The sequence below is a fragment of the Priestia koreensis genome, assembly GCF_022646885.1.
GTDB lineage: Bacteria > Bacillota > Bacilli > Bacillales > Bacillaceae_H > Bacillus_AG > Bacillus_AG koreensis_A.
Genome location: NZ_CP061868.1, coordinates 3,336,001 through 3,362,981 on the forward strand (window position 1 = coordinate 3,336,001; position 26,981 = coordinate 3,362,981).

27 protein-coding genes and 1 other annotated feature are annotated in these 26,981 nt (G+C 42.1%); all 27 genes read right to left on the reverse strand.

Going from position 1 to position 26,981, the window contains the following annotated elements; all coding sequences use genetic code 11:
• Nucleotide 1 precedes the first annotated feature (1 nt).
• On the reverse strand, nt 2-778 hold the full coding sequence (locus IE339_RS17530; protein WP_242169619.1) for a dihydroorotate dehydrogenase electron transfer subunit: 777 nt from the start codon (nt 776-778) through the stop codon (nt 2-4).
• A complete protein-coding gene (carB, locus tag IE339_RS17535) occupies nt 775-3,987 on the reverse strand; it encodes a carbamoyl-phosphate synthase large subunit (protein ID WP_242169621.1) in 3,213 nt (1,070 codons plus the stop codon). The genes IE339_RS17530 and carB overlap by 4 nt, the downstream gene beginning before the upstream one ends.
• The gene (locus tag IE339_RS17540; RefSeq protein WP_242169623.1) at nt 3,972-5,072 is read right to left on the reverse strand and encodes a carbamoyl phosphate synthase small subunit; all 1,101 of its coding nucleotides are present in this window, start codon (nt 5,070-5,072) and stop codon (nt 3,972-3,974) included. The genes carB and IE339_RS17540 overlap by 16 nt, the downstream gene beginning before the upstream one ends.
• Entirely contained in the window at nt 5,069-6,355 is a 1,287-nt protein-coding gene (locus IE339_RS17545; RefSeq protein ID WP_242169625.1) for a dihydroorotase, read from the reverse strand. Before IE339_RS17545 ends, IE339_RS17540 begins: the two co-directional genes overlap by 4 nt.
• Nucleotides 6,318-7,250, reverse strand: coding sequence for an aspartate carbamoyltransferase catalytic subunit (locus IE339_RS17550; protein ID WP_242169627.1), 933 nt, complete (start codon nt 7,248-7,250; stop codon nt 6,318-6,320). The genes IE339_RS17545 and IE339_RS17550 overlap by 38 nt, the downstream gene beginning before the upstream one ends.
• Before the next feature lie 128 nt (nt 7,251-7,378).
• Nucleotides 7,379-8,686 (reverse strand): solute carrier family 23 protein, encoded by a 1,308-nt coding sequence (locus tag IE339_RS17555; protein WP_397428567.1) that lies wholly within the window; start codon nt 8,684-8,686, stop codon nt 7,379-7,381.
• A gap of 143 nt (nt 8,687-8,829) precedes the next feature.
• Nucleotides 8,830-9,372, reverse strand: coding sequence for a bifunctional pyr operon transcriptional regulator/uracil phosphoribosyltransferase PyrR (gene pyrR, locus IE339_RS17560; RefSeq protein ID WP_242169631.1), 543 nt, complete (start codon nt 9,370-9,372; stop codon nt 8,830-8,832).
• Nucleotides 9,373-9,560: 188 nt separating this feature from the next.
• Nucleotides 9,561-10,475: an RluA family pseudouridine synthase gene (locus tag IE339_RS17565; protein WP_242169632.1), complete on the reverse strand. Its 915-nt coding sequence runs from the start codon at nt 10,473-10,475 to the stop codon at nt 9,561-9,563.
• A gap of 4 nt (nt 10,476-10,479) precedes the next feature.
• On the reverse strand, nt 10,480-10,938 hold the full coding sequence (lspA, locus tag IE339_RS17570) for a signal peptidase II (RefSeq protein ID WP_053403352.1): 459 nt from the start codon (nt 10,936-10,938) through the stop codon (nt 10,480-10,482).
• Between the two features lie 87 nt (nt 10,939-11,025).
• Nucleotides 11,026-11,322: a conjugal transfer protein TraR gene (locus tag IE339_RS17575; RefSeq protein ID WP_242169634.1), complete on the reverse strand. Its 297-nt coding sequence runs from the start codon at nt 11,320-11,322 to the stop codon at nt 11,026-11,028.
• A gap of 167 nt (nt 11,323-11,489) precedes the next feature.
• Nucleotides 11,490-14,258 (reverse strand): isoleucine--tRNA ligase, encoded by a 2,769-nt coding sequence (gene ileS / locus IE339_RS17580; protein ID WP_242169636.1) that lies wholly within the window; start codon nt 14,256-14,258, stop codon nt 11,490-11,492.
• A gap of 70 nt (nt 14,259-14,328) precedes the next feature.
• Nucleotides 14,329-14,575 (reverse strand) — a binding site (T-box leader).
• Nucleotides 14,576-14,642: 67 nt separating this feature from the next.
• Entirely contained in the window at nt 14,643-15,152 is a 510-nt protein-coding gene (locus IE339_RS17585) for a DivIVA domain-containing protein (RefSeq protein WP_053403355.1), read from the reverse strand.
• A gap of 89 nt (nt 15,153-15,241) precedes the next feature.
• Entirely contained in the window at nt 15,242-16,012 is a 771-nt protein-coding gene (locus tag IE339_RS17590; protein ID WP_242169638.1) for a YlmH family RNA-binding protein, read from the reverse strand.
• A 105-nt stretch (nt 16,013-16,117) separates the two neighbouring features.
• The gene (locus IE339_RS17595) at nt 16,118-16,381 is read right to left on the reverse strand and encodes a YggT family protein (protein WP_242169641.1); all 264 of its coding nucleotides are present in this window, start codon (nt 16,379-16,381) and stop codon (nt 16,118-16,120) included.
• Nucleotides 16,382-16,387: 6 nt separating this feature from the next.
• Nucleotides 16,388-16,870 carry a cell division protein SepF gene (locus IE339_RS17600; protein ID WP_242169644.1) on the reverse strand — a complete coding sequence of 161 codons (483 nt, stop codon included), beginning with the start codon at nt 16,868-16,870 and terminating at the stop codon, nt 16,388-16,390.
• Nucleotides 16,871-16,882: 12 nt separating this feature from the next.
• On the reverse strand, nt 16,883-17,560 hold the full coding sequence (locus IE339_RS17605; protein ID WP_242169646.1) for a YggS family pyridoxal phosphate-dependent enzyme: 678 nt from the start codon (nt 17,558-17,560) through the stop codon (nt 16,883-16,885).
• Between the two features lie 7 nt (nt 17,561-17,567).
• Entirely contained in the window at nt 17,568-18,398 is an 831-nt protein-coding gene (pgeF, locus tag IE339_RS17610) for a peptidoglycan editing factor PgeF (RefSeq protein ID WP_242169648.1), read from the reverse strand.
• Between the two features lie 81 nt (nt 18,399-18,479).
• Nucleotides 18,480-18,737 carry a YlmC/YmxH family sporulation protein gene (locus IE339_RS17615; RefSeq protein WP_053403361.1) on the reverse strand — a complete coding sequence of 86 codons (258 nt, stop codon included), beginning with the start codon at nt 18,735-18,737 and terminating at the stop codon, nt 18,480-18,482.
• A 158-nt stretch (nt 18,738-18,895) separates the two neighbouring features.
• Nucleotides 18,896-19,675, reverse strand: coding sequence for an RNA polymerase sporulation sigma factor SigG (gene sigG, locus IE339_RS17620; RefSeq protein ID WP_053403362.1), 780 nt, complete (start codon nt 19,673-19,675; stop codon nt 18,896-18,898).
• 91 nt (nt 19,676-19,766) lie between these two features.
• The gene (gene sigE / locus IE339_RS17625) at nt 19,767-20,486 is read right to left on the reverse strand and encodes an RNA polymerase sporulation sigma factor SigE (RefSeq protein ID WP_053403363.1); all 720 of its coding nucleotides are present in this window, start codon (nt 20,484-20,486) and stop codon (nt 19,767-19,769) included.
• Nucleotides 20,487-20,569: 83 nt separating this feature from the next.
• Entirely contained in the window at nt 20,570-21,487 is a 918-nt protein-coding gene (gene spoIIGA / locus IE339_RS17630; protein WP_242169650.1) for a sigma-E processing peptidase SpoIIGA, read from the reverse strand.
• Between the two features lie 198 nt (nt 21,488-21,685).
• Complete coding sequence (gene ftsZ / locus IE339_RS17635) at nt 21,686-22,837, reverse strand: cell division protein FtsZ (RefSeq protein ID WP_242169653.1); 1,152 nt, start codon at nt 22,835-22,837, stop codon at nt 21,686-21,688.
• A 35-nt stretch (nt 22,838-22,872) separates the two neighbouring features.
• Nucleotides 22,873-24,186: a cell division protein FtsA gene (ftsA, locus tag IE339_RS17640; protein ID WP_242169655.1), complete on the reverse strand. Its 1,314-nt coding sequence runs from the start codon at nt 24,184-24,186 to the stop codon at nt 22,873-22,875.
• Nucleotides 24,187-24,321: 135 nt separating this feature from the next.
• Nucleotides 24,322-24,684: a small basic family protein gene (locus IE339_RS17645; RefSeq protein ID WP_242169657.1), complete on the reverse strand. Its 363-nt coding sequence runs from the start codon at nt 24,682-24,684 to the stop codon at nt 24,322-24,324.
• Between the two features lie 17 nt (nt 24,685-24,701).
• Nucleotides 24,702-25,409 carry a DUF881 domain-containing protein gene (locus IE339_RS17650; RefSeq protein WP_242169659.1) on the reverse strand — a complete coding sequence of 236 codons (708 nt, stop codon included), beginning with the start codon at nt 25,407-25,409 and terminating at the stop codon, nt 24,702-24,704.
• Nucleotides 25,410-25,464: 55 nt separating this feature from the next.
• Nucleotides 25,465-26,190: a DUF881 domain-containing protein gene (locus IE339_RS17655; RefSeq protein WP_242169661.1), complete on the reverse strand. Its 726-nt coding sequence runs from the start codon at nt 26,188-26,190 to the stop codon at nt 25,465-25,467.
• On the reverse strand, nt 26,165-26,965 hold the full coding sequence (locus IE339_RS17660) for a cell division protein FtsQ/DivIB (RefSeq protein WP_242169663.1): 801 nt from the start codon (nt 26,963-26,965) through the stop codon (nt 26,165-26,167). Before IE339_RS17660 ends, IE339_RS17655 begins: the two co-directional genes overlap by 26 nt.
• Nucleotides 26,966-26,981 lie beyond the last annotated feature (16 nt).

Consider the following 26,981-nt stretch of genomic DNA (forward strand, 5'->3'; position numbering starts at 1 on the left):
CTCATAGCAATACCTCCCCTGCTTTAAATACCGGACCATCACTGCACACTTTTTTGTAAGCCGTACTGCCTTCTTCAACCGGACAGACACATGCAAAGCATGCTCCTACTCCGCATCCCATACGCTGCTCAAGTGAAAGATATAGAGGTGCTCCGTCACGGTAATTTCCTTCTAATGCACGGAGCATCGGCACAGGGCCACACGCGTACATCTGATCGAACGATAGCTGCTTTTGCTCAATAATATCCGTCACAAATCCCTTTGTACCGTAAGTGCCATCAACTGTTGCTACGTGCGTCTCCCCAAGCTTCATGAATTTTTCTTCATAAAATACATCCGGAGCACTTTGAAAGCCTAATACGTGGACAACTTTTATCCCTTTTGCCACAAGCTGCTGTGAAAGCTCATAAAGTGGGGGAACACCAATCCCACCTCCCACTAGAATAGCCGTTTCCCCTTCACTAGAGGCTTCTACGGGAAAACCGTTTCCAAGCGGGCCAAGAACGTCTACATACTCTCCTGCTATCTTTTCAGATAACAGCTTCGTTCCGAGTCCTTCTGCACGATAAATCATCGTAAACTGCTCATGAATTTGATCAATATTCGCAATGCTAATCGGGCGACGTAAAACCGGATTATACTGGTTGTTTACACGAAGATGAACGAACTGGCCAGGTTCGTTCATCTCGGTAACAAGTGCACCTTCAAGGGTGAGCGCATAAATGTGTCTTGCGATCGGCTCATTGCTGATCACCCTCATCATTTCTTTTTGCATCATGAATACGTCACCTCACGCGTTTTCACCGCTTGACGCATCGGCTGCGTATTAAATCCTACCGTTTCTAGCACACGTAAGATGGCATAAGCTGTATCAAGTGACGTTAAGCACGGAATACCGTTTTCTACGGATTCACGGCGAATTTTAAAGCCATCGCGTGCCGGCTGCTTTCCTTTTGTTAGCGTGTTAATAACAAGCTGTGCCTCACCCGTACGAATTACATCAACGAGCGTATTTTCTTCACTGCCAATCTTGTTGACGATTTTCGCTTTAATGCCTGCCTGAGCAAAGAATGATGCAGTGCCTTCTGTCGCTAGAATTTGATAGCCAATGTTATAAAAGCGCTTTGCAATTTCTAATGCCTCTTCTTTATCTTTATCCGCAACCGTCATGAGAACAGATCCGTACGTTTTAATCGACATTCCTGACGCGATTAATCCTTTGTAAAGAGCCTTTTCATACGTCGTATCTTGCCCCATCACTTCACCAGTTGATTTCATTTCTGGTCCAAGCGTAATGTCGACGCGACGTAATTTCGCAAACGAGAAGACCGGTACCTTTACGTACACCCCTTCTTCTTCTGGATGAATGCCTGTTTCATAGCCTGCGTCTTTTAACTTTTGACCAAGCATCGCTTTTGTTGCGAGGTTTGCCATTGGGATACGCGTAATTTTACTTAAAAACGGTACCGTACGGCTTGAGCGCGGATTCACCTCTAGTACGTAAATCTCATTTTTTGATAGAACAAATTGAATGTTTAACAGTCCGACAATGTTTAAGCCTTTGGCAATTTGAATCGTGTAATCAACAATCTTTTGCTTGATTTCCTCTGATAATGTTTGTGCTGGGTACACCGCAATGGAATCTCCTGAGTGAACGCCTGCACGCTCAACGTGTTCCATAATTCCAGGAATATAAACCGTTTCTCCGTCTGCAATTGCATCGACTTCAATTTCTTTTCCAGTTAGATAGCGGTCAATGAGTACGGGATGATCAGCGTGCACTTTCACCGCATTTTTCATATAGTGAAGAAGATCTTCTTTGTGATACACGATTTCCATCGCTCTTCCACCAAGCACATAAGATGGACGAACGAGTACCGGATAACCGATTTCCTCTGCAATTTCCACTGCCTCTTCAACAGATGTAGCCGTTTTTCCAAGCGGTTGTGGAATGTCTAAACCAGAAAGCACGCGTTCAAATTTCTTGCGATCCTCTGCAGCATCTAGGCTTTCAAGTGATGTTCCTAAAATGCGTACACCGCGTTTTCCGAGCTCTTCTGCTAAATTAATCGCTGTTTGGCCACCGAACTGCACGACCACTCCGTACGGCTTTTCAAGATCAATAATATGCATCACATCTTCGATCGTTAGCGGCTCAAAATACAGCTTATCGGAAATACTAAAGTCTGTTGATACCGTTTCTGGGTTGCTGTTCACGATAATAGCTTCGTAGCCTGCTTGTTTAATAGCCCATACGCTATGAACCGTTGCATAATCAAACTCAATCCCTTGCCCGATGCGAATCGGCCCAGATCCTAATACGATCACACTTTTGCGATCCGTTACAATTGATTCGTTCTCTTCTTCGTACGTTCCGTAAAAATACGGCGTGGATGATTCAAATTCTGCTGCACACGTATCCACCGTTTTGTACACAGGGACAATGTGATTCTCCTTACGCAGCTCATAAAGCTCCTGCTCGGACATGTTCCAAAGCTCGGCAATTTTCGGATCTGAGAATCCTAATCTCTTCGCTTTTTGAAGTAGAGATAAGTCTCCCTTGCTCTCTTTTAGCGTCATTTCTAACTGAACTACCTTTTGCAATTTATACAGGAAGAAAAGATCAATCATACTCCACTCATGAATCGTCTCAATCGTCACTCCACGTCTAAGCGCTTCTGATACGTAGAAGATTCGCTCATCACCGGCATTACGAATTCGTTTTTCAAGCAGGACATCGTCAATTTCGTCTGCGTTCTGTAATTCTAGATGACAAAGTCCTGTTTCAAGTGAACGTACGGCTTTTAACAGTGATTCTTCAAACGTACGACCAATCGCCATTACTTCTCCTGTTGCTTTCATTTGCGTTCCAAGGTTACGCTTCGCTGATTCGAACTTATCAAACGGGAAGCGTGGAATTTTGGATACCACATAATCAAGGGCTGGCTCAAAGCATGCGTATGTTTTTCCTGTTACAGGGTTAATCATCTCGTCTAGCGTTAATCCGACGGCAATTTTCGCCGCAAGCTTCGCAATTGGATATCCTGTTGCTTTAGATGCAAGCGCTGATGAGCGACTTACGCGTGGATTTACCTCAATAATAAAGTACTGAAAGCTATCTGGATCAAGCGCAAGCTGTACGTTACATCCGCCTTCGATATGGAGGGCACGAATGATTTTTAGCGATGCGTTTCGAAGCAGCTGGTACTCACGATCGCTAAGCGTCTGACTCGGCGCTACGACAATGGAATCTCCTGTATGAATGCCGACTGGATCAATGTTTTCCATATTACAAACAACGATGGCATTATCATTTGAATCGCGCATTACTTCGTATTCAACCTCTTTGAATCCTGCAATGCTCTTTTCCAGTAAACATTGTGTAACCGGGCTGTTTTTAAGACCGCTTGATACAATTTCAATGAGTTCTTTTTCATTGTGACAGATTCCTCCGCCTGTTCCTCCTAGCGTGTAAGCAGGTCTGACGATAACCGGATAATCCACTTCATCGACAAAGGAGTAGGCTTCCTCTAGCGTATGAATGATCTCACTCGCTGGAACAGGTTCGTTCAGTTCATTCATTAAGCTACGGAACAGTTCACGATCCTCCGCTTGCTCAATGGCGCTTAGCTTTGTTCCGAGAATTTCCACGTTCATTTCATCTAGTACACCTGATTTTGATAGCTCAACTGCCATATTTAAACCCGTTTGTCCGCCTAGCGTTGGTAACAGCGCATCTGGTCGCTCTTTGCGAATAATTGATGTTAAGAACTCCAATGTTAATGGCTCAATGTATACTTTATCTGCGATTTCGGCATCCGTCATAATCGTCGCTGGATTTGAGTTCACGAGGATGACGCGGTATCCTTCTTCTTTTAGTGCCAGACACGCTTGTGTGCCGGCATAATCAAACTCTGCTGCTTGCCCGATGATGATTGGTCCTGATCCGATTACTAAAATAGTTTCAATGTCTACGCGTTTAGGCATGCTTCATTCCCCGCTTTCTTATTTGTTTCCATTAAGTTTACGAACTGATCAAATAGTAGGTTGGCATCGTCTGGTCCTGGTGAAGCTTCTGGATGATACTGCACAGTAAAGGCAAGATGGAACTTATGTTTTAACCCTTCTACCGTTCCATCGTTTAATGCTCGATGTGTGACGACAATATCCGTCCCGGTAAGTGAAGCTTCTTCTACCGTGTATCCATGATTTTGAGAAGTGATCATTACTCGGTTACTTTCTAAATCTTTTACCGGATGATTCGAGCCACGATGACCGAATCTCATTTTTTCCGTGTTTGCTCCGCACGCTAAGGCAAAAAGCTGGTGTCCCAAACAAATTCCAAACAGAGGAATTTTCCCTAATACACCTTGAATCATTTGAATCGCTTCAGGTACATCCTTTGGATCCCCAGGTCCGTTACTTAGCATAATGCCATCAGGCTCTAGACGAAGAATTTCTTCCGCCGTTACGTTATGCGGTACGACGAGTACATCACATTGACGCTTCGTTAATTCACGTAAAATGCCGTGCTTCATTCCAAAATCAACGAGAACAACTTTATTTCCGCGACCTGGACTTGGATACGCACGCTTTGTTGATACTTGCTGTACTTGGTTTGTCGGTAGAACAGCTGTTTTTAAGCTTTGAACCACCTCATCTACGTTCACATCCATACTGCACATTTTCCCTTTTAATGTTCCAAATTCACGAATTTTCTTTGTCAGCTTTCTCGTATCGATTTCCGCTAATCCTGGAATGCCCTTCGCTTTTAAAAAGGCATCGATGGAAAATTGACTGCGGAAGTTGGACGGAAAATCGCACATTTCCTTCACGATGATCCCGTGTACCGCTGGCTCAATTGATTCAAAATCGTCGCGGTTCACGCCGTAATTTCCGATAAGTGGATATGTAAACGTAACGATCTGACCACAGTAAGAAGGATCAGATAAAATTTCCTGATAGCCTGTCATTCCTGTATTAAAGACTACTTCACCTGTTTTTTCTTGTTCACTTCCAAATGCTTCTCCTACAAATACTGTACCATCTTCTAAAATTAGTTGACGTTTCATACTTCAACACTCCCTTTCTCCCATACACAAGTTCCCGCTACAAACGTCGCGACAGGCCATCCTTTACATGCCCATCCTGCGAACGGCGTATTTTTCCCTTTTGAGACGAATTTCGTTGGATCAATTGCTTCTTCTGCTGCTACATCGATAAGAGTAATATCAGCCGGTGCGCCTTCTACTAGTCTTCCATAAGGAAGCTTGAACGTTGAGGCAGGCTTTTCGGTTAACCATCCAATAAGCTGTGTGAGCGTTATTTTGTTCGTTAATACCAGATTTGTATACAAAAGTGGAAAAGCTGTTTCTAATCCGACAATTCCAAACGGTGCAAGCTCCATTCCCTCTGCTTTTTCTTCTGCCGTGTGCGGGGCGTGATCAGTTGCGATAAAATCAATCGTCTCGTCTAGCAAGCCCTCTAAAAGCGCTTCTTGATCTGCTTTTGCACGCAGTGGAGGATTCATTTTATAATTCCCATCATTTCCTGGGATGTCCTCTTCACATAGAAGAAGATGATGAGGCGTTACTTCTGCTGTTACACGAATTCCAGCACGCTTCGCATCGCGAATCACTCGCACGGATTCTTTCGTACTGACGTGACAGACATGGTAGTGACAGCCTGCAGCTTCTGCAAGTAAGACGTCACGCGCGATTTGCAGCGATTCACAGATGGACGGAATTCCTTTTAAGCCATGATTCTTTGCAAATGCTCCGTCGTGCACACAACCACCGTAGATTAGCTCATTGTCTTCACAGTGAGCGACAATCGTCATATCTAGTGCTGCCGCTTTTTTCATCGCTTCTAGCATCATATGAGAGGATTGTACGCCGACGCCATCGTCTGTGAAGGCAAAAGCTCCTGCTTGTTTAAGCCCTTCAAAATCTGTGAGCTCTTTTCCTAGCTGTCGTGTCGTAATAGAAGCGTATGGAAGCACTCGAACGATCGCCGTGTCTTTAATCTTTTGCTGTAGCCATTCCATTTGCTCTTTCGTATCAGGAACCGGTCTTGTATTTGGCATCGCTGCAATCGTTGTAAAACCACCTCTTGCCGCAGCATGCGATCCGGTTGCAATTGTCTCTTTCTTTTCACCTCCTGGCTCACGTAAATGGACGTGAACATCCACAAACCCTGGAGTAAGTAATTTTTCGTGAGCATCTATAACCTCAGCAGCACCCTCATGAAGATCTGCACCAATCTTTTCGATGACACCATTTTGAATAAAGACATCTACCTTTTCTGCTTCATTTTGTTCATTTAGCCATAAGCCATTCTTGATTAAAAGCGACATGATTCATTCCTCCTTTATGTAATTGCAAAGCTCGGGCTAAGACAGCCATGCGAACGTAAACGCCATTTTGCATTTGCTTGAAGATTCGGGATCTTTCGCATTCGACTAATTCATCTGCAATCTCTACTCCCCTGTTAACAGGTGCAGGATGCATAATGATGCTCGATTTCTTCATAAGACGCTCGCGTTTTACCGTTAATCCGTAGCGTTCATGATAATCATCGACTGCGTGTTGCCCTTGATCGTGACGCTCTAATTGAATACGGAGAAGCATCACGACATCTGAATACTTCACTGCTTCGTCTAAATCAACATACTCCCCTGGAAGTGAATCATCCCTCCATTCTTTTGGTCCGGAGAAGTAGACCGTTGCTCCCAGTTTCGTCAGCATTTCTGCATTCGATCTTGCTACGCGACTGTGACGGAGGTCACCGACAATCGTTACCTTTAACCCTTCAAATCCTCCAAACTCTTGCTGAATAGTGAGTAGATCGAGCAAGCACTGTGTTGGGTGCTGTCCGCATCCATCTCCGGCATTGATGATTGGGATAGATACTTTATTCAGCAGTTCTTCGTAGTAACGATCCTGTGGATGACGAATCACCACTGCGTTCACGCCCACCGCTGCAAGCGTCTCGATCGTATCGTAGAGAGTCTCTCCTTTTTGAACACTTGATGCACCCACTTCAAATGGAATAACATCTAGTCCAAGCTTTCGCTCCGCTACCTCGAAGCTACATTTTGTTCTCGTGCTTGCTTCAAAGAATAAGTTCGCAACAAACGTTTGAGTAGTCGGACGAATAGGCTGATCGCCGAATCGTAATTGCTCCGCTACTTGTAAAAGCTCTTTCACTTCATCAACCGTTAGATCTGAAACCGATACTAAATGCTCCATTTCATTTCCTCCTTCATTTTCATAAAAAATACCCTCTCCGTTGGGCGGAAAGGGTATGACAAAACAGCGCTACGTAGTAAGCGGTGTTTCACCCTTCCAAGCCTCTCTGGACTTTTCTTAAAAGGTGCTTATGAAATTTTCACCTGTGATGGCTGCTCACCTTGTGTTTCTACATCTTCTTCAACTTTATCCTGTGGTAGTACCAGGTTGAGCAAAACGCCCACGATAGCTGATAAAGCCATTCCGTCTAGCTTTATTTCGTCCGTAATTTGCAGCATCGCGCCCCCGACTCCTAGTACTAAGATGACTGATGAGATAACGAGGTTACGCTTAGATGATAAATCCACTTTGGACTCAACCATCGTGCGAAGACCTGATGAAGCAATGATTCCAAAGAGCAGAATTGACACACCGCCCATGACCGGAGATGGAATGCTTGAGATCAGCGCTGAAATTTTCCCAATGAAGCCAAACAGAATCGCAATGACCGCTGCGCCTCCGATGACAAACACGCTGAATACTTTCGTAATCGCCATAACGCCAATGTTTTCTCCGTAAGTTGTGCTTGGAGGTCCACCAATGATTGCTGCAATCATCGTCGCCACTCCGTCTCCCATAATGGAGCGATGCAGACCAGGCTCTTCTAAAAAGTTTTTGTTTACGACTTTATTAAGTACTAAAATATGACCAATGTGTTCGGCTAGTGTGACCACCGCAATCGGCACCATGATGGCAACGATTCCCCATGTCAGATGTGGTGTATATGATACAAACGGTACCGTAAAATCAGGTGCTGCAATCCAGTCTGCTTTTTTCACATCAGAGAAGTTTACAAGTCCTTGTGTCCACGCAAAGGCGTAGCCACCTACAATTCCGAATAAGATTGGTACGAGACCAAGAAAACCTTTGAAGAACACTGAAGCAATAATGGTAATGGCTAGTGTGACAAGTGCGACAATAAAGTATTTCGTGTCATACTCTCCGCCTTTTTTCATCGCCATATCAACGGCTGTTCCCGAAAGTCCTAAGCCAATGACGATAATCACTGGACCGACTACGATCGGTGGCAACATTTTCATTAGCCATTTTGTACCCGAACCTTTGATAATGAGGGCGACGACCGCGTATACGACCCCTGCAAGAAAACTTCCTACAAGAGCTGCTCCTGGTCCTCCTCCTGCTTTAACGGCAATAATCGGCGAAATAAATGCGAACGATGATCCTAAGTATGACGGCAAGCGCCCTTTTGTAATTGCGATATATGTGAGCGTTCCAATCCCACTTGAGATTAATGCGATCCCTGGATTTAATCCGACCAGTACAGGAACTAAAATGGTTGCGCCAAACATGGCGAATAAGTGCTGTAAGCTCAGTAATAACATTTTATGTGGTTTTGGGATTTCACGAATTCCTAACCCTTGGTTTTCCATATTCATCACCTCATCAAATAAAAAAGCTCTTTATGCCAGGAGCGCATAAAGAGCTTTTTAAGTATAACAAAACAGACGAACTCCACCTGTTCTATTATCATAAGCCCCTTAGCAGTCTCACTGAACTACATTTAAAAGGGAAACAGTTTTTAATTTTCGTAAATGCTCACTTGGTCGGTTTGATCAATCTCTGTTAATCGTACCGCTATTTTTTCTTCTGCTGACGTCGGGATATTCTTTCCAACGTAATCGGCTCGAATCGGAAGCTCACGATGTCCTCTGTCTACGAGGACAGCAAGCTGGATTTGCGATGGTCGTCCAATATCGACTAACGCGTCTAATGCTGCTCGAACCGTGCGTCCTGTGTATAACACATCATCAACAAGGATGACCGTCTTGTTATTTAAATCAAACGTAATATCTGAACCTTTCACAAGCGGTTCTTCGTTATCCGTTACCTTCGTTAAATCATCACGGTAGAGCGTAATATCTAGCTCACCTACTTCGATCGGCTTCCCTTCGATTTGCTCGATTCGCTCCGCTAATCGTTTTGCTAAATAAATGCCTCTAGTTCGGATCCCGACAAGTACGCTATTTTCAATACCTTTGTTTCGTTCAATAATTTCATGTGCGATTCGTGTTAAAGCACGACGAATGGCTTGTTGATCTAGTACAGTTGCTTTTACATTCATTTCTTTCACCTCACAAAAAAATCCTCTCACCGATTGGCGAGAGGATTTTTAGACATACGTCTGCTAGTTAAAAAGGTATACACCTCTTCCTAGCGATCAAGCGTCCGTTTCCTTCTCAGCCTCACGGGACTGTTCTTAAAGGTTCATTATTTAACTATAGCAAGTATAGTACGAGACTCTTAAAAATGTCAACTTCTTTTTGCGACTAAATCCAACATCTCTTCAAATTCTTTCGGTAATGGTGCTTCAAACTCAACGTATTTACCTGTACGTGGATGTTCAAAGCCTAATACTCCCGCATGAAGAGCCTGTCCGTCAATCGGAAGCGTTTTTCTTGGTCCATACTTCGGATCTCCAGCTAGTGGATGACCGATATACTTCATGTGAACACGAATTTGGTGCGTACGTCCTGTTTCAAGCTGACACTCGACATACGTAAATTCACGGAATCTCTCAAGCACGTTAAAATGCGTAACAGCATCGCGGCTATTTTCTTCCGTTACCGTCATGCTTTGACGATCAATTTTGTCGCGTCCAATAGGGGCATCAATCGTTCCATGATCATGGGGAATAATTCCGTGCACAAGCGCTCGGTAGCGTCTTGTTACGGTTTTGGCCACAAGCTGATTTACTAACGATTCGTGTGCCATATCATTTTTTGCGACCATTAAGAGACCTGACGTATCCTTATCAATGCGATGTACGATCCCAGGACGCATCACACCATTAATGCCTGATAAGTCCTTACAATGAGCCATAAGACCATTTACAAGCGTTCCGCTCGTATGACCAGGTGCAGGATGTACGACCATCCCACGCGGCTTATTCACGACAAGTACGTCTTCATCCTCATAATAAATATCCAAATCCATCTCTTCTGCTTCCACGTTTGATTCTTCAAGCTCAGGAATCGTCAGAACGATTTGGTCGTTTAACTTTACTTTATAATTCACTTTTGACGGTTGATTATTAACTGTTACGTCTCCATTTTTAATCCATTGCTGAACTTGTGTACGAGACCAATCTTGATTATGGGATGTAAGCACCTTATCAAGGCGTTCAAATTGATGTACATCCTCTACTTTTACTTCAATAACTTCCATTCAACTACTCCTTTTTTCGTTTTCCCTCAAAAATTGTGGCAATGAACATGATTGCAACACCGACAACTAGTGAGGAATCGGCTACGTTAAAAATCGGAAAATCATAACTAAAGATGTATGTATGAATAAAGTCTACTACTTCTTTACGAATGACACGATCAATAAAGTTCCCTATCGCTCCACCAAGCATAAGCGCTAATGCTACCTTAAGCCATACCTCGCGCTTTGGCAGACGGTTTAAAAAGACGATAATACCTATAATAACTAATACCGTAATCAAATAAAAGAACCACATCTTACCTTGTAGAATTCCCCACGCTGCACCTTGATTACGGTGAGAAGTAATATAGAGAACGTTGTCAATGATCGTAATGCTTTGTCCGTACTCCATTTCTTTTACAATGATCCATTTAGATACTTGATCTAACACGATAACAAATAAAGCAATCACATAATAGAACACAATCGTTCCCCCTAACTGAAATGACGCAACTACATTCTAATGAATTTTAGCACAGTTTGGCCATTTTTTTAAGTACATCCCTCTGTTTTAAAAAAATAGCAAATCATTTTCAGTTCGAGCGGTCGGCAAGATACGAAGTTTATCAATCGGAAGACGACCTCCCGTTTGCTCATCAATGCCAAAAATACCATACTCAAGCTTTAATAAAGCTCGTTCTACATCCTGTAAATCTGCTTTCACGCTTTGAATAACGTACTGCTCTTGAGGCGTTACTAAATGAGGAAGATAGTCTAATCCTTCAGCATAATATTTTAACAATCGATCTTGTAATTCCATTCGTGTCATCTCAAGTTCTTCTTTGATTGAAAAATATGTCCCATCCATGCTTATTCCTCCTTATGTGATTGCGACTGTAATTGTAGTGTAACCGCAACAAAATAACAGTCTGCACCACAACTTTTTCCTTTCAGCAAAAAGGGCACGGGAATGGGACTTGGTAATATCCAAATAAAAAGAGAAATCTTGGCTATGCAAGATTTCTCTTCTTGTTCTTAACCTTCGTAATTCTCTTTTACAACCTGTGCACAGCGAGCACATAGCGTAGGATGATCGCTATCTTGACCAACTGTTGGCGTTACGATCCAGCAGCGATCACACGTTTCACCTTCTGCTGCCGTTACAACAATTGCTGCACCGTCAAATGTTTGTGCAGATTCAGGAGCATCTGCAAGGTCACCGCCAAGCTCAAAGCCTGATACGATGAACAGCTGTTTGAAGTCTTCAGAAATGGACTCTAACAATGCTTTCGTTTCTTCATTTGCATAAAGAGACACGTGAGCTGTTAGGGATTTTCCAATGACTTTTTCATTACGAGCTGTTTCTAGTGCTTTTAACACGTTGTCGCGAAGGTCCATAAACGCATCCCATTTCGCTACAAGAGAATCAGCATTCTCATACGTTGTTGCTTCTGGCATATCCACTAACTGAACGCTTTCTTCCGTTACGTGTGGCATATGTGCCCATACTTCTTCTGCTGTGTGAGCAAGAATTGGCGCAACAAGCTTCGTTAATGATAATAACGTTTCATATAGAACCGTTTGAATCGCACGGCGATCTGCTTGATCTGGTGCTTCAATGTACAGAATGTCTTTTGCAAAGTCTAAGTAGAATGAGCTTAAGTCAATTGTACAGAAGTTATGAACTGCGTGATAAATCGCCGCAAACTCGTATTGATCATAAGATTTTGTTACTTTCTCAACGAGGCTATTTAATTTCACAAGCATGTACTGATCCACTTCACGAAGATTTTCGTAAGAAACCGTATGTGTTGCTGGATCAAAATCAGCTAAGTTTCCTAACAAGAAACGGAACGTATTGCGGATTTTACGATATACTTCAGCAACTTGTTTTAAAATGTTATCAGAAACACGTACGTCTGCTTGATAGTCAACAGAAGCAACCCATAGACGTAAAATGTCACCACCAAGTTGATTCATGACTTTCGAAGGAACGACGACGTTCCCAAGTGATTTACTCATTTTGCGACCATCTCCGTCAAGCGCAAATCCGTGGCTTAATACGGCTTTATAAGGAGCTTTTCCTGTTACAGCTACGCCTGTAGAAAGAGATGAGTTGAACCAGCCGCGGTATTGGTCAGATCCTTCCAGATATAAATCTGCTGGACGCTGTAGATCATCGCGCTCTTCAAGCACTGCTTGGTGAGATGAACCTGAGTCAAACCATACGTCCATGATGTCTGTTTCTTTTGTAAATTGACCGTTCGGGCTACCTTCATGCGTGAAGCCTTCTGGTAATAGATCCGCTGTTTCACGTTCAAACCATACGTTTGATCCATGTTCTCTGAATAGATCTGATACGTGTGCGATTGTTTCATCTGTAATGATTGGCTCACCGTTCTCAGCATAAAATACTGGAATTGGAACACCCCATGCACGCTGACGAGAAATACACCAGTCACCACGGTCACGAACCATGTTAAATAAGCGTGTTTCTCCCCATGTTGGAACCCATTTTGTTTCTTTGATTGCATCTAATAGCTCATTGCGGAAATCTTTGATCGACGCAAACCACTGTGCGGTTGCACGGAAGATTGTCGGTTTTTTCGTACGCCAGTCATGTGGATATGAATGCGTAATAAAGCTTAGTTTTACTAATGCGCCAACTTCCTCAAGCTTTTGCGTAATTGGCTTGTTCGCCTCGTCATAGAATAAACCTGCAAATTCGCCTGCTTCTTCCGTCATGTACCCTTTCTCATCAACTGGGCAAAGAACGTCTAGACCGTATTTTTGTCCGATGATAAAGTCATCTTCCCCGTGACCTGGAGCCGTATGAACACAGCCAGTACCTGCGTCCGTTGTAACGTGGTCACCAAGCATCACAAGCGAGTCACGTCCGTATAAAGGATGTGTCGCAACAACGCGATCAAGTTCAGCACCTTTAACTGTGCGAACCACTTCGTAGTTTTCCCACTCAATTTCTTTTGCCACTGTTTCAAGAAGCTCGGATGCAACGATGTATTTTTCACCGTTTACAGCTACTACGCTATAGTCTAAATCAGCGTTGACAGAAATCCCTAAGTTCGCTGGCATTGTCCAAGGAGTTGTCGTCCAGATGATGAATTTTTCATCGTTTTCTAATACGCCTTTTCCGTCTTTTACAGGGAACGCCACATAAATAGACGCTGAGCGCTTGTCGTAGTACTCAATTTCTGCTTCTGCTAGTGCAGATTCACTTGAAGGAGACCAGTACACTGGCTTTTTCCCTTTGTAGATATAGCCTTTTTTCGCCATTTCACCGAATACTTTGATTTGCTGTGCTTCGTATTCTGGTTGTAGCGTTACGTATGGGTTTTCCCAATCTCCGCGTACACCTAGACGTTTGAACTGCTCGCGCTGGTTGTTAATTTGCTGCCACGCATATTCTTCACAAAGCTTGCGGAATTCCGCTACGCTCATTTCTTTGCGTTTTACTTTTTTATTTTTTGTTAGCGCTGTTTCAATCGGAAGACCGTGCGTATCCCATCCTGGAACATACGGCGCTTGAAAACCAGTCATGGATTTAAAGCGAACGATAAAGTCCTTTAAGACTTTATTCAGAGCATGTCCCATATGAATATCACCGTTTGCATACGGAGGACCATCATGAAGAACAAAAAGCGGACGACCTTTTGTACGCTCTTGTACTTTTTCATAGATGTTCATTTCTTCCCATTTTTGTTGAATTTCAGGCTCACGGTTCGGCAGATTTCCACGCATCGGGAATTCTGTTTTCGGCATTAATAACGTGTCTTTATAATTCATCGTCAAACCTCCACAAATAATAATCGATTGTTTATACAAATCCAAAACAAAAAAGACCTTCTCATCCCAAAAAAGGGACGAGAAGGTCTCTCGCGGTACCACCCTTGTAGACTTTACAGCTTTTATATAATAAAAGGAAAGGGTAAAGTCCTCTCAAGCATTCTTAACGCGAATGAGACGCCAATGCTTACTCTTTGATTTCAGCACGGAACTCCAGGGTGATGTTCATTTCTTCAACTGCCACCGAGCTTTCACTACCCTCGATTCGCTTTTCACAGTTTTGACGAAGAAATTACTGTCCCTTTCCTTGTTTGATGTTGTATAAAAAGAACTCGTTACAAAATTATATGATATTTAGAAGAAAGAAGTCAAGAACCTTCGTTCTTATTCTGAACGAGCTGTTTTTTGAAGCTGCTCTTCAAAAGATGTTTGATATTCTAATAGATGATCCCAGTCATCACTTTCAAGCATTTCAAGCTGTGCTTCGACAAGCATTTTAAAGCGTGTACGGAATACCTTTGACTGCTTTTTCAATTCCTCGATGTCAAACGCAATACGACGTGATTTCGATAACGCTTCGTTAATAATACGATCTGCGTTTTTCTCTGATTCTTTAATGATCAGCTTTGCTTCTTTTTGAGCGTTACGCTTCACTTCTTCTGCCGCCTCTTGAGCAATTAAAATTGACTTATTCAGCGTTTCTTCAATGTTTGTAAAGTGACCTAATCGTTGTGTTAGCTCTTCCGTTTTTGTTTCAAGCTCTTTCTTTTCACGAATGAGCATTTCGTAATCTTTAATCACCTGATCCAAAAATTCGTTTACTTCGTCCTCATCATACCCGCGAAATCCTCTATTAAATTCTTTGTTATGAATATCTAAAGGGGTTAAAGGCATAGTCGCCACCTCCGTGTTGTCTCTTTGTCCATTTCCAATAATGATTGATTATTCGACAATTTGTTTATATATCCTTCTTTATGACTAAATTATTTTTGTTTTCCGACGGTTATGCGCCATTTATCTTTCTTTGTTTTGCCATCAATCGTCAAAATTTTACTTCTTCCGTGACCTCGAAGTGAAAGAACGTCTCCCTCTTGGCACTCAAAGGACGGCTGTTCAATCACCTTCCAATTTACTTTTACGTGACCAGAAGAAATAAATGGCTGCACTTTTTGCCGAGATAAATTATGAATCGCAGCAAGCACAACATCAATACGCAATGATGATACCGTTGCAGACCGTTCCATGTACTCTTCTTCCACATGAATAAGATCAGCCGCTGTAATAGGGCGAAGGCTTACCTTAGCTCGTCCTATTGATTCGAGGTTCATCTCAATGTAAGACGCAATTTCCTTCGCAACAACTAGCTGTACGTTCTCACCAACCGTGATGTCCCCGAACTTTGAGCGTCTTAAGCCTAATGACATGAGCGAGCCTAATATTTGCGGGTGCTCGATCGTGACAAACTTTTGTGGATACTCAATCTCATAACACGCTACCCCGTAATCCTCTTCAGTAGGCGTGTAATAATCAGGGTATAAAAGAGCACGCTTTCGCTCCGTCCAATCCACTCCACCAAAGAAGGAAACAAGCACATCGTTTCCTTTTCCAATAATGGCACTTACCATTTCTTGTTCTCTTGGGTCGAGAAAATCAGTGAGCTTGGGGCTGTATTGATTTTGAACCTCTTCTTTCCATTCCAACACATGATCAATAAACTCATGCTCTTCCTTACGAAAATGTTGATAAATACTCATAAAATCTCTCCATCTATTGATACCAGCATGTAAAAAAAGGAATCGGATGGATTCCTTTTTATGGTTTATGTTAAAAACGGCTTCACCTAAGTTGCAAACGGAATGCTACACGATTCCAAATAGCGTGCTGACACCCGCCTTAGCAAAATTCAACAAGAAAATTGCCACAATTGGAGAAATATCTAGCATGCCCCCAATCGGTGGGATAATTCTTCGAAACGGGGCTAAATAAGGTTCACAAATGGCACCTAAAAAACGACCAAATACTGATTCTTGGATGGATGGAACCCATGACATCAGAATATAAATGATCAGCGCCCAAGAATAAATCTCCAATAGCTGAAGAACAATTTGCTCAAATAGCATCATATACGGCTACCACCTCTTCACATTTTGCTCTTGCTCTGCCATAAGCGTTGAAATCGTTCCTGATACGTCTACATTATCAGGCGTGCAGAGAAAAATATTCTCACCCACTTTTTGAATATCTCCACCTAGGGCATACACCGTTCCGCTTAAAAAGTCTACAATACGAACGGCTTGATCACGCGCAACGCGATGTAGGTTCACAACGACTACCTTTTTCGCTTTTAGGTGATCTGTAATTTCCTGTGCCTCAGAATAGGCACGCGGCTCTGTTAAAATCATCTTTGTTGGATGCTTTTGAACACTTTGCAAGCTGATGACATTTTGTTGTTTGCTTTGGCTCTGCTGTGCAGGAAGCTGTTGCTGTGGCACAGGATGCTGCGCCTCACGCTGTACTTCTCTTTGTGCAGGCTGTCTTTCTTGCTCTACTTCCTCATACTCTGTTTCATCATCGAGCGCAAAAAAGCTTTGAAATCTTCTTTTAATACTCATAACATGCACCTCCTAAATTTCATTACCAACTAATGTGGTTCCTAAACGAATGTACGTCGCGCCTTCTTCAACGGCAATTTCGTAATCGTTTGACATCCCCATAGAAAGCTCAGTACATGGTGCGTACGCTAGCTGAAGAGCTTGTACATCCTTTTGAAGCTGTTTTAATGTATGAAAGCAATGACGCAGCAGTGCTTGATCATCAGTATGTGGAGCCATCGTCATTAAGCCTACGATCTGGATATGTGAAAAGTCGTGAAGCGATTCAATAAACGGAATGACCTCATCTACGGACAGTCCATGCTTTGACTGCTCTTCTGCTACATTCACCTGAATGAAGCATTTGACGGTGTCGCTCGCCCGTTTTTGAACTTCCTCTGCAAGGGACAAGCGATCGAGTGAATGAAGATAGTCTATATCATGAATAACGCTCTTCACTTTTCGCGTTTGTAAGCTGCCAATAAAGTGCCAATTTACAGGATCTGTGATCACTTCCTGCTTCGCATGCAAGCCTTGATCACGGTTTTCACCAAGATGTTGAACGCCTGCTTCAATTGCTTCTTTCGCACGTTCGACAGATACATATTTTGTAACAGCGATAATATTAACCTCATTTGGGTTTCTGCCAGCTCGCTTACACGCTTCAGCAATGTTTTGTTTAATTTGTTCTAAATTATGCAATACGGTCAATATGTACTTAAACCTCCTTGTATCCAATAAAGCTAAGCATACGCCCTGTTTTTCCACGATCACGTCGATGTGAGAAAAACAGATCTTCTTCACATGATGTGCAACGGGACGTAGAGCGAATGTTTGCCGTTTTTACACCGGCTTTCTCGAGTAGAAAAGCGTTCAAAGCCTGTAAGTTAAGAGCATACTGCCCCTTGCTTACCTCTTGATAAACGTCTACTTTATTATTCCCAATTGCTTCATCCACAAACTTAATGACATAATCATCCACATGATAGCAGCAAGCTCCGATAGAAGGTCCAATAACAGCCCGTATGTTCTCAACCGCAACGCCTTCATTCTTCACCCAAGCGTTCACCATTTCGCCCGCAATATTTTTCACGGTGCCTTTCCAGCCTGCGTGAGCTAACCCAATAAGTCCACGAGTTGGTTCATAGAAATAAAGAGGCACACAATCTGCAAAACAGAGTGCTAATAATAGATTCGATTGATCTGTGTAAATAGCGTCGGTTTGAGGCATACCTTTTTCGTAATCGGCCATTCCTTTGCCTGCATCTTCTGATGATACTTTCATTACGTTGTTGTTATGAACCTGCTCAGCAAATGTCCATTGTTCTAAAGGTACGTCAACGGCTTCCGCTAAAATACGACGATTTTGAAGCACGTCTTCTTTTTTATCGTCTACATGTAGACCTAAGTTAAGGCTCTCAAACTCGTTTTGGCTCACGCCGCCATTTTTCGTTGAAAACCCCACAATTAGGTTTGAATCATGTTGATTCCATTCAGGTACAGCGAGAAAAGAATCATGATGTGATGGTTGAAACGGTTCTTTATGCATACAAGATACACGTTCCTTTCTATAATCTACTATATCTCCCTCCATTGTACCATACAAGAAAAAACGATTGACAATAGAAAATTATTTGTTTTCGTCTTCTTCGGTTTGTTTGTGACGAACTAAGATCACATCTTCTCCAATCTTTACAATATTTCGCCACGGAATGACAATATCCTCGTCCTTTCCAAAGAAACCTAACATTCGAGAGGAATGGTTGATAATGACCGACTCGATTTTCCCCGTTCCCAAATTAATATCGATATCTCCTACATTTCCTAATTTCTTTCCGTTTGCTACATTCACAACGTCCTTCATTTGAAAATCCGAAATCTTAATCATAGTAACGCTCCTCCTTTTTAAACGACCACTCGCTCATTCAGAGACTTCTTCTCTTCTTGAAGCACTCGCTACTTTATGCATTTATACTATGTATATTAAGACTGCGGCTTGTTCATGTATGTTTTGTCAAAGTTAAAGACCGAGCTTTCGCCCGGCCTTTAGCTTTGAATATTTTTATTCATTTGTTTGATAGCTGCCTTCTCAAGCCTTGATACCTGAGCCTGTGAAATTCCAATTTCATCTGCTACTTCCATCTGTGTTTTGCCTTGGAAGAAGCGCTTTCTCAGGATCAGCTTTTCGCGTTCATTAAGTCTTCGCATACCTTCTTTTAGCGCGATCTCTTCGATCCAATGCGAGTCCCGATTTCGCTCATCGCTCAGCTGATCCATCACATAAATCGGATCTCCGCCGTCATTGTAAATCGGTTCGAATAATGATACTGGATCTTGAATGGCATCAAGAGCAAAGACAATCTCTTCATGTGGTACATCTAGTACTTTTGAAATATCTTCTGCTGTTGGTTCTTTGGAGGTTTCACTCATGAGACGTTCTCTTACTTGCAGCGCTTTATAAGCGATATCTCGAAGTGAACGCGACACACGAATTGGGTTGTTATCACGTAGATAACGACGAATTTCTCCAATGATCATAGGAACAGCATAGGTTGAGAACTTCACGTTTTGACCGAGATCAAAATTATCAATTGATTTCATAAGCCCAATGCAGCCTACCTGAAAGAGATCATCCACAAACTCTCCTCGGTTGTTAAATCGCTGAATTACACTTAAGACTAAACGCAAATTCCCGTTAACTAACTTTTCCCGTGCTGTAATGTCACCACTCTGCATTTGCTGAAACAGCTTACGCATTTCCTCATTTTTCAGTACAGGAAGTTTTGAAGTATCTACACCGCAGATTTCTACTTTGTTCCTTGACAACTTTTTCCCTCCTAACAGGAGATGAGATGATGTACAAAACTCATTATCTCCTTCGAAGGAAAAAATATGCATTTGATAATTCCGACTATTGTCACACCATTTTATTAAACTCTTTTCGGAGTCGTTTAATAATTCGTTTTTCCAGGCGAGAGATATAAGACTGCGAAATCCCTAGCATATCTGCTACATCTTTTTGCGTTTTTTCTTCGCCACCTTGCAATCCGAAGCGCAGCTCCATAATTTGCTTTTCCCGGTCGTTGAGCTGATGCAACGCCTTTAATAGCAATTTACGATCCACGTTTGCTTCTAAGTCTTTTGTAATGATATCTTCTTCAGTTCCTAATACATCAGAAAGCAGCAGTTCATTTCCATCCCAATCGATGTTAAGAGGCTCATCAAATGATACTTCAGAGCGGATTTTGTTGTTCCGGCGCAAATACATCAGAATTTCATTTTCAATACACCGCGAGGCATATGTAGCAAGCTTAATTTTCTTTTCAGGATTAAACGTATTAACGGCTTTGATGAGTCCAATGGTTCCGATGCTAATTAAATCTTCAATATTGATCCCCGTGTTTTCAAACTTCCGTGCAATGTATACAACGAGTCGTAAATTACGCTCAATTAACAAGGAGCGAGCTGCCTCATCTCCAGATGGGAGGCGATTTAATAGCACTTCTTCTTCTTCTTTGCTTAGAGGAGGCGGCAGCGCTTCACTTCCACCAATGTAATATACTTCATCCGATTTAAACCCTAACTTCATTAATAATTTGTACCACCATAATTGCAGGCGAATTCTAAGAGCAGCCATGTTCGATCTCCCTTCTAATTTTGAAATGTCGTGCGTATGATAATAGTGGGTTTCATAAGAGCGCCCATCATTGGCGTTCGTTTCTAAGAAGCAGAGGAAATTTTTCCACTTACGAGCAGTTTAGGATGAACCACACATTGATACAAATTCTCGGGTGAAAGCTGAGTATGACTAATTCCAATTAAGCACTGCTTTGCTACGATGCGCTCCCCTTGCTGAATAATTGTCACGTAGTCCGGTTTAACCGCCATTAAAAACTGGCCTGATTGTCCAACGCTTCGATATGGCACGAGGCGAATACGGTTATACCATTCTGGTTCAATTGAAAAATTAAAGTCTTTTAAATTGGCACTGCTTTCGATGATAGAAGCAGGAAGTAAATCTGTTAGTTGATCTGCCTGGACAATCATAACAGGTGTTTTTGTGAGTGGATCGTAAAGCTGGTTCCCACTATCCAACAAACCATCTACTGTTAGCGGCGTGTCATTCATCATGATTTCTACCTGAACAAGCTGATCGAACGTGATGGTTTTCATATTGACATCTTCAATACGCTTTTTCGAAAAGTAAAAAAGAAGCGGACTTCCTAGTAATACTAATAACCAGCTAACTGGGTCTCCGTAGGCATTTGAAGACGTGAAAACCTCACCTCCGGATGAAATAAACATATCCGTAAACAAAAAGTGCATTCCCATTAATCCACCACCAACCACAAATGTTGCAAAATAAAACGTTAGTAAGTTCTCTAGTAAATACCGCAAGCGTTTATATCCAAAGGCGGTCAAAATCATCACAACAGATGTCGCAATTTTAGTGGCAGGGTGTAGCATAATTTGGGACAAGGGCGTAAACATAAAAATGACGATGAGCGAACCGAACAATCCCCCGATCATCATCCTCCACCATTTAAACCTTCGTTTTAAAATGATGGCACAAAGCACTAGAAGCATCGTATCAAGTCCAAAATTCAGTAACCAAATCACATCTAAATAGACAGACAACCGGCTTCGACTCCCCTATCATTTTTATTTTTTCTGTTAAAAAATAGTATATAGTACATCCTATTAGGAAGTCTGTCAGTTCATGCTGATAATTTTCAAGAAGTTTTGAAGAATAAGCGCTTTTCTTGTCACTTTCTGTTTTCACTAAAAAAAGCACAAAAAAAAGCGATGGGCTTGGCCCATCGCTTTTTGTCTTTCTTATCGTCTACGATTACGGTTACGTAAGAACGTTGGAATGTCTAACGCTTCCTCTTGTTGTGCTGGACGATTATAGTCCGTTTGTGGCTGTACAGGCTCTTCACGCTTTGTTTCACGCTTTGGTTGAGCTGAAGAAGGAGCTGCTGGCTTAGAAGCGCCTAGTCCTGGACGTGCACCTGGTTTTACTTGAGCAAGATCTTGCTCTGTAAATCCTGTTGCAATCACTGTCACAACAATTTCATCTTTTAGATTTTCGTTAATAACCGAACCGAAAATCATGTTTACTTCTTGATCAGAAGCAGATGCTACGATGTCTGCTGCTTCTTGAACTTCATACAGGCTTAAGTTTGTTCCGCCCGTAATGTTCATTAACACACCTTGAGCACCATCGATAGACGTTTCAAGAAGTGGACTTGAAATGGCTTTTTTCGCTGCTTCTGCTGCACGATTTTCCCCTGTCGCAATCCCGATTCCCATTAACGCAGAACCTTTGTTTGACATAATTGTTTTAACATCGGCAAAATCAAGGTTAATTAACCCTGGTACAGCGATTAAGTCAGAGATACCTTGTACACCTTGACGAAGTACGTTATCCGCTTCACGGAACGCTTCAAGCATTGGTGTATTTTTATCCACAATCTCTAATAGACGATCATTTGGAATGACGATTAGCGTATCAACCGCTTCTTTCATTGCCGAGATTCCGCCTGCAGCTTGTGTTGCACGTTTGCGACCTTCAAATGTGAATGGACGTGTGACAACACCTACTGTTAATGCCCCTAATTCACGGGCAATTTGAGCGATTACAGGAGCTGCTCCAGTACCCGTACCGCCTCCCATACCAGCCGTTACGAATACCATATCTGCACCTTTTAGTGCTTCTTGGATTTGCTCTTTGCTTTCTTCTGCTGCTTTTTTCCCAACTTCAGGGTTTGCTCCGGCACCTAAACCTCTTGTTAATTTCGCACCAATTTGCATTTTAATTTCTGCTTTTGATAGATTTAAAGCTTGCGCGTCTGTGTTGACTGCAATAAATTCTACCCCTTGCACACCATGTTCAATCATTCGGTTTACGGCATTGTTACCGCCGCCGCCGACTCCAATTACTTTAATCGTTGCTAACTGATCTACACTTGTATCAAACTCCAACATTGTAGCTCCTCCTAATTCCTTAAAGTTGCTCTGATCTAATCAAAAAAGTATCCGAAGATTTTTTTCATCTTCTTAGAGAAATTTTCATCATTTTTCGGCTTTTGTTTTTGAGTTGGTGCAGGCTGCTGTGGCTCAAACGATTGTTGAGGCTGCTGATGCTGCACCGGTACTTTTTCTACTACTGTGTTTTCAACGGGAGCTCCGATGTTACGTCCTTGAATCTTCGCATTTTTGTATGCAAACTTAATCAAGCCAACTCCTGTTGTATAATTTGGTTCACGCACACCAATGTAATCCGGGACTGCGATACGCACGTTGTTTTTGAAAACAACCTGTGATAATTCTAAAATCCCCGGCATGGATACCATTCCACCTGTGAGTACATAACCTCCTGGAAGATCTGAATATCCTAAACGTTGGAGCTCGTGTGAAACCATCTCTAAAATCTCTTCTAATCTAGCTTCTATAATATCAGAGATTTCGAGTTGACTAAACTGCTGATGCTGATCACTCCCAATAATGGGAACACTAAACACTTCTTCTTCTGACGCATGATCATAAAAAGCATGTCCGTGCTTAATTTTAATTTTTTCAGCATCTTCTGTTGTGGTGCGAAGACCAATGGATAAATCCTTCGTAATGCTTTCTCCACCGATTGGTAAAACAGTCGTGCCAACTAAATAGCCTTGGTCGTATACTGCGATGGTAGTTGAACCGCCCCCAACATCAACAAGGGCTACACCAAGATTTTTTTCATCCGTTGACAGCGCAATTGATCCTGCGGCCAAAGGCTGTAAACAAATATCAGTGATTTCTAACCCAGCTCGTTCTACACAGCGCAATAAGTTATGTAATACGGTTTTAGATCCTGTAATGATGGTTCCTTCCATCTCAAGCCTAACCCCTAACATACCTCGTGGATCCGTAATGCCTTCTAACCCATCAACAATAAATTGTTGTGGAATTACATCAATAATTTCTCGGTCTGGAGGAATTGACATGACTTGAGCAGCATCAATTACTCGCTGTACGTCTTCATTGGCAATTTCACGGTTGTCGCTTGAAACAGCTACTACCCCGTGGCAATGCTGAAGTTGCACATGATTGCCACCTACTCCAACCACGACACGATTAATTTGAATTCCTACCATTCTTTCTGCCTGCTCGACTGCTTTTTTTATCGATTGAACAGTTTCATCTATATCAACGATAGAGCCCTTTTTTAGCCCTTGTGACTTCACATTACCTACACCAATGATATTTAATGAATCATTAGTCATTTCACCAATGATTACTTTTACACTGGATGTACCGATGTCTAGACTAACAAAAATTTCATTGCTGTTCATTCTTTGGCACCTCCTTTAACGGCTTTCCTTGTCTATTTTAATTTGATAGAAGAACAACAATTATCTATAATTGCCTACTATTTCATGTATCATTGAAAATATTCAACAAATAACGCGTTATTCCCTTTTGGAATTTTACTTTTTTTCAATTTTTTGTCTGGAATCCGACCATTTGGTCAACAAAATGCGCCGAATGACGGCGATATTCTGAAACAGACGAACGCCGAATGCAAAAACGGCTACTAAATACAAGTCTACACCAATATGTACGCCGAGAAAAGCTAAACTTGCTGCCAGTATTATGTTGAAAAAGAAACCAGATACAAATACTTTTTCGTCGTAAATATTTTGTAAATGCGCTCGAATTCCTCCAAACAACGTGTCAAGTGCAGCTAACACGGAAATGGACAAATAATTCGTGTATTCTACCGGTATTCGTAGCTCCGAGAGTAGACCTAGTACAATGCCCACCACCAAACCCAATAAAGGCAACCACATTGCTTCTCTTCTCCTTCCTACTCTGCTTCGTCAATCGCAAGCCCCTTAAGAGGCATTTCCTGATCATACGCAGGAACTGTAAGCTGGCGATGTGGATTTGAAACGTCCAAACTCAAATCTTCAATCGCAAACTCATCGGCGATATTAGAAGCTTTCAACCGGTTGTACATTTTTTCGGGATCTTTTGTCAACACCGTCACTTGAAAAGGTGCATCACCAAGCCAATAATTATTCACCTTCGTGCGCCCATTGATATCTCGAATCACAGTGGTTGCCACAATTCGCTGATCACCGATCGCAATTTCATCCGCATCATATGAATTCAAATCGTTCACTAAATGTTTCAACAGCTGCGGCGAAACATCTTTTATTTCTTTTCCAAGCAGCTCTTCACCGAAAAGAGGCGCAATTGTGAGCTTAAGGCCCACGCCCGTTGCAGGAGTCGCTCCCGCCTCTTTTTTTAGCTCCATCAGCGTTTTGTTTAGCGCTTCTTTTTTAGATAACGTTTTGTTCGTTCGATAATTTTCTAGCTGTCCATCTAATGCACGAATTTCCTTTAAAATATCCGCTTGGGTTTTCTGCTCTTTCGTTAAATCCGCACGAAGCTCCCACATGTCACGCGTATCACGTACTTTCGGATGTTGCGTTGTTTGAAATTGCACGGCTACCATAAAACCAATGACGAGCGCGATAATCGTGAAATGACTCTTCTGCTTCTGATTCAACCTTAAGCTCCTTTCCCTCCGCGGCTTTAAAATAAACATCTTTTACAAAAAATGTTTACTTGGAAAATGTTTGTTGTTCACGTGCATTAATGAGCGGCGCCATAACAATTTCGCTCTTCTTGGTCATTTTGACCACAATGTTATCTTTTACCAATTGATCTTTTACTCCACCCGCTAAATTTAGCGCAGTATCTAGCACATCCGGATCACCGGTTGCTGAAATGACGAAGGGGGCAGGAAATTGATTTCCGTCTACTGTAATAACAGGCCCATTACACATGATATACGAGTTTTTCGAAATACGCTGTCCATTGATCTCAATTGCTGAAGCACCTGATACAAGAAGCTCATTAATCACCTTAAAAACATGTCCTTCATGCACGATGTAATGATTGGCGTTTTCCTCAGACGGAATGTAAGAGGCGTCAGAGAGCGTCACTTCTAGCCCCTTCCCCTTCACCCCTACTTTTCCTGTGTACATGCGATACTTTTTCACATCGTCTACAATCTTTGCTAAATCCTGTTCTTTTTTAGCTAGTCCTTCTTCAGTTTTACGTACCTTTTCTTGTTTTGCAAATAATTCACGCTGCAGCTTACGATTTCGTTCTTCTTGATCAATCAACATTTGGCGGTATCGGTACTCTTGTTTCCATTGCTGATCCGAACCACCGCCTTTCGTTTCATTTTTCGTAAATTGATAGGAATATGAAATCATAAACCCAAGTACGAGGAGGATAAGAGATAAAACGACATTTTTACCCTTGCGTTTCACTCTCTTCATCTCCCTCCTTTTCTTTCGGTTTTGTGTATGGCTCAAAATAAGGTGACACTTCTAAATGAATGATGCCTTTTGCATTTGGATAATCTTTCTCCATGTAATTCAAAATAGTCGGGTAGTCCAACATCTTTTTTGAAAAATCGCGAAGACTCGCACTCACCTCGTGTCCATCGTTCATATACAGCGTGATGTGAAGTGAATCAGAACGTTCAGGCGTATAGTAAATTTCTGCAATAGCTTTCGTAATCGTATCGGGTAATTTGTTTAAGGATTGAACCATCTCCTGAATCACATCGGGCTTCTTCCAGTCCACTAGAAGCGGCGCGTTCGAAAGATTTGGCTTTCCTTTTACGGCTTTTAACACTTTGCCGTTTTCATTGATCGGCAAATATTTCCCCTTTGCAAGCACGTACGCAATTCGTTTGTATTCTGTCACGTTCAGTACAACCTTATTCGGAAGACTTTTATGTATCGTTACACTTTTGATTTCCGGATTGGACTTAATTCGATCCGCAACTTCACCCTTTGGGATTTTCCAGTAGCTTGTCTCTTTTGTAAGTTTACTTAGCTTGAGAATGGTTTGATCTGATACATATTGATTTCCCTTCACTTCAACAGAAGCGACGTTGCTTAGCGACGATTGCGTATACACGATAAACAAAATTAGCAGAAAAAAGATCGATAAATAAAAAATTAGTCGTCGGTTCGCTTTTTGTTTCCGCTGCTCTTTTAGCTTTGGTACTCGATCTTCGAGATGAACTACTTTTTCATTTTCCATATTATTTCACCTTTTA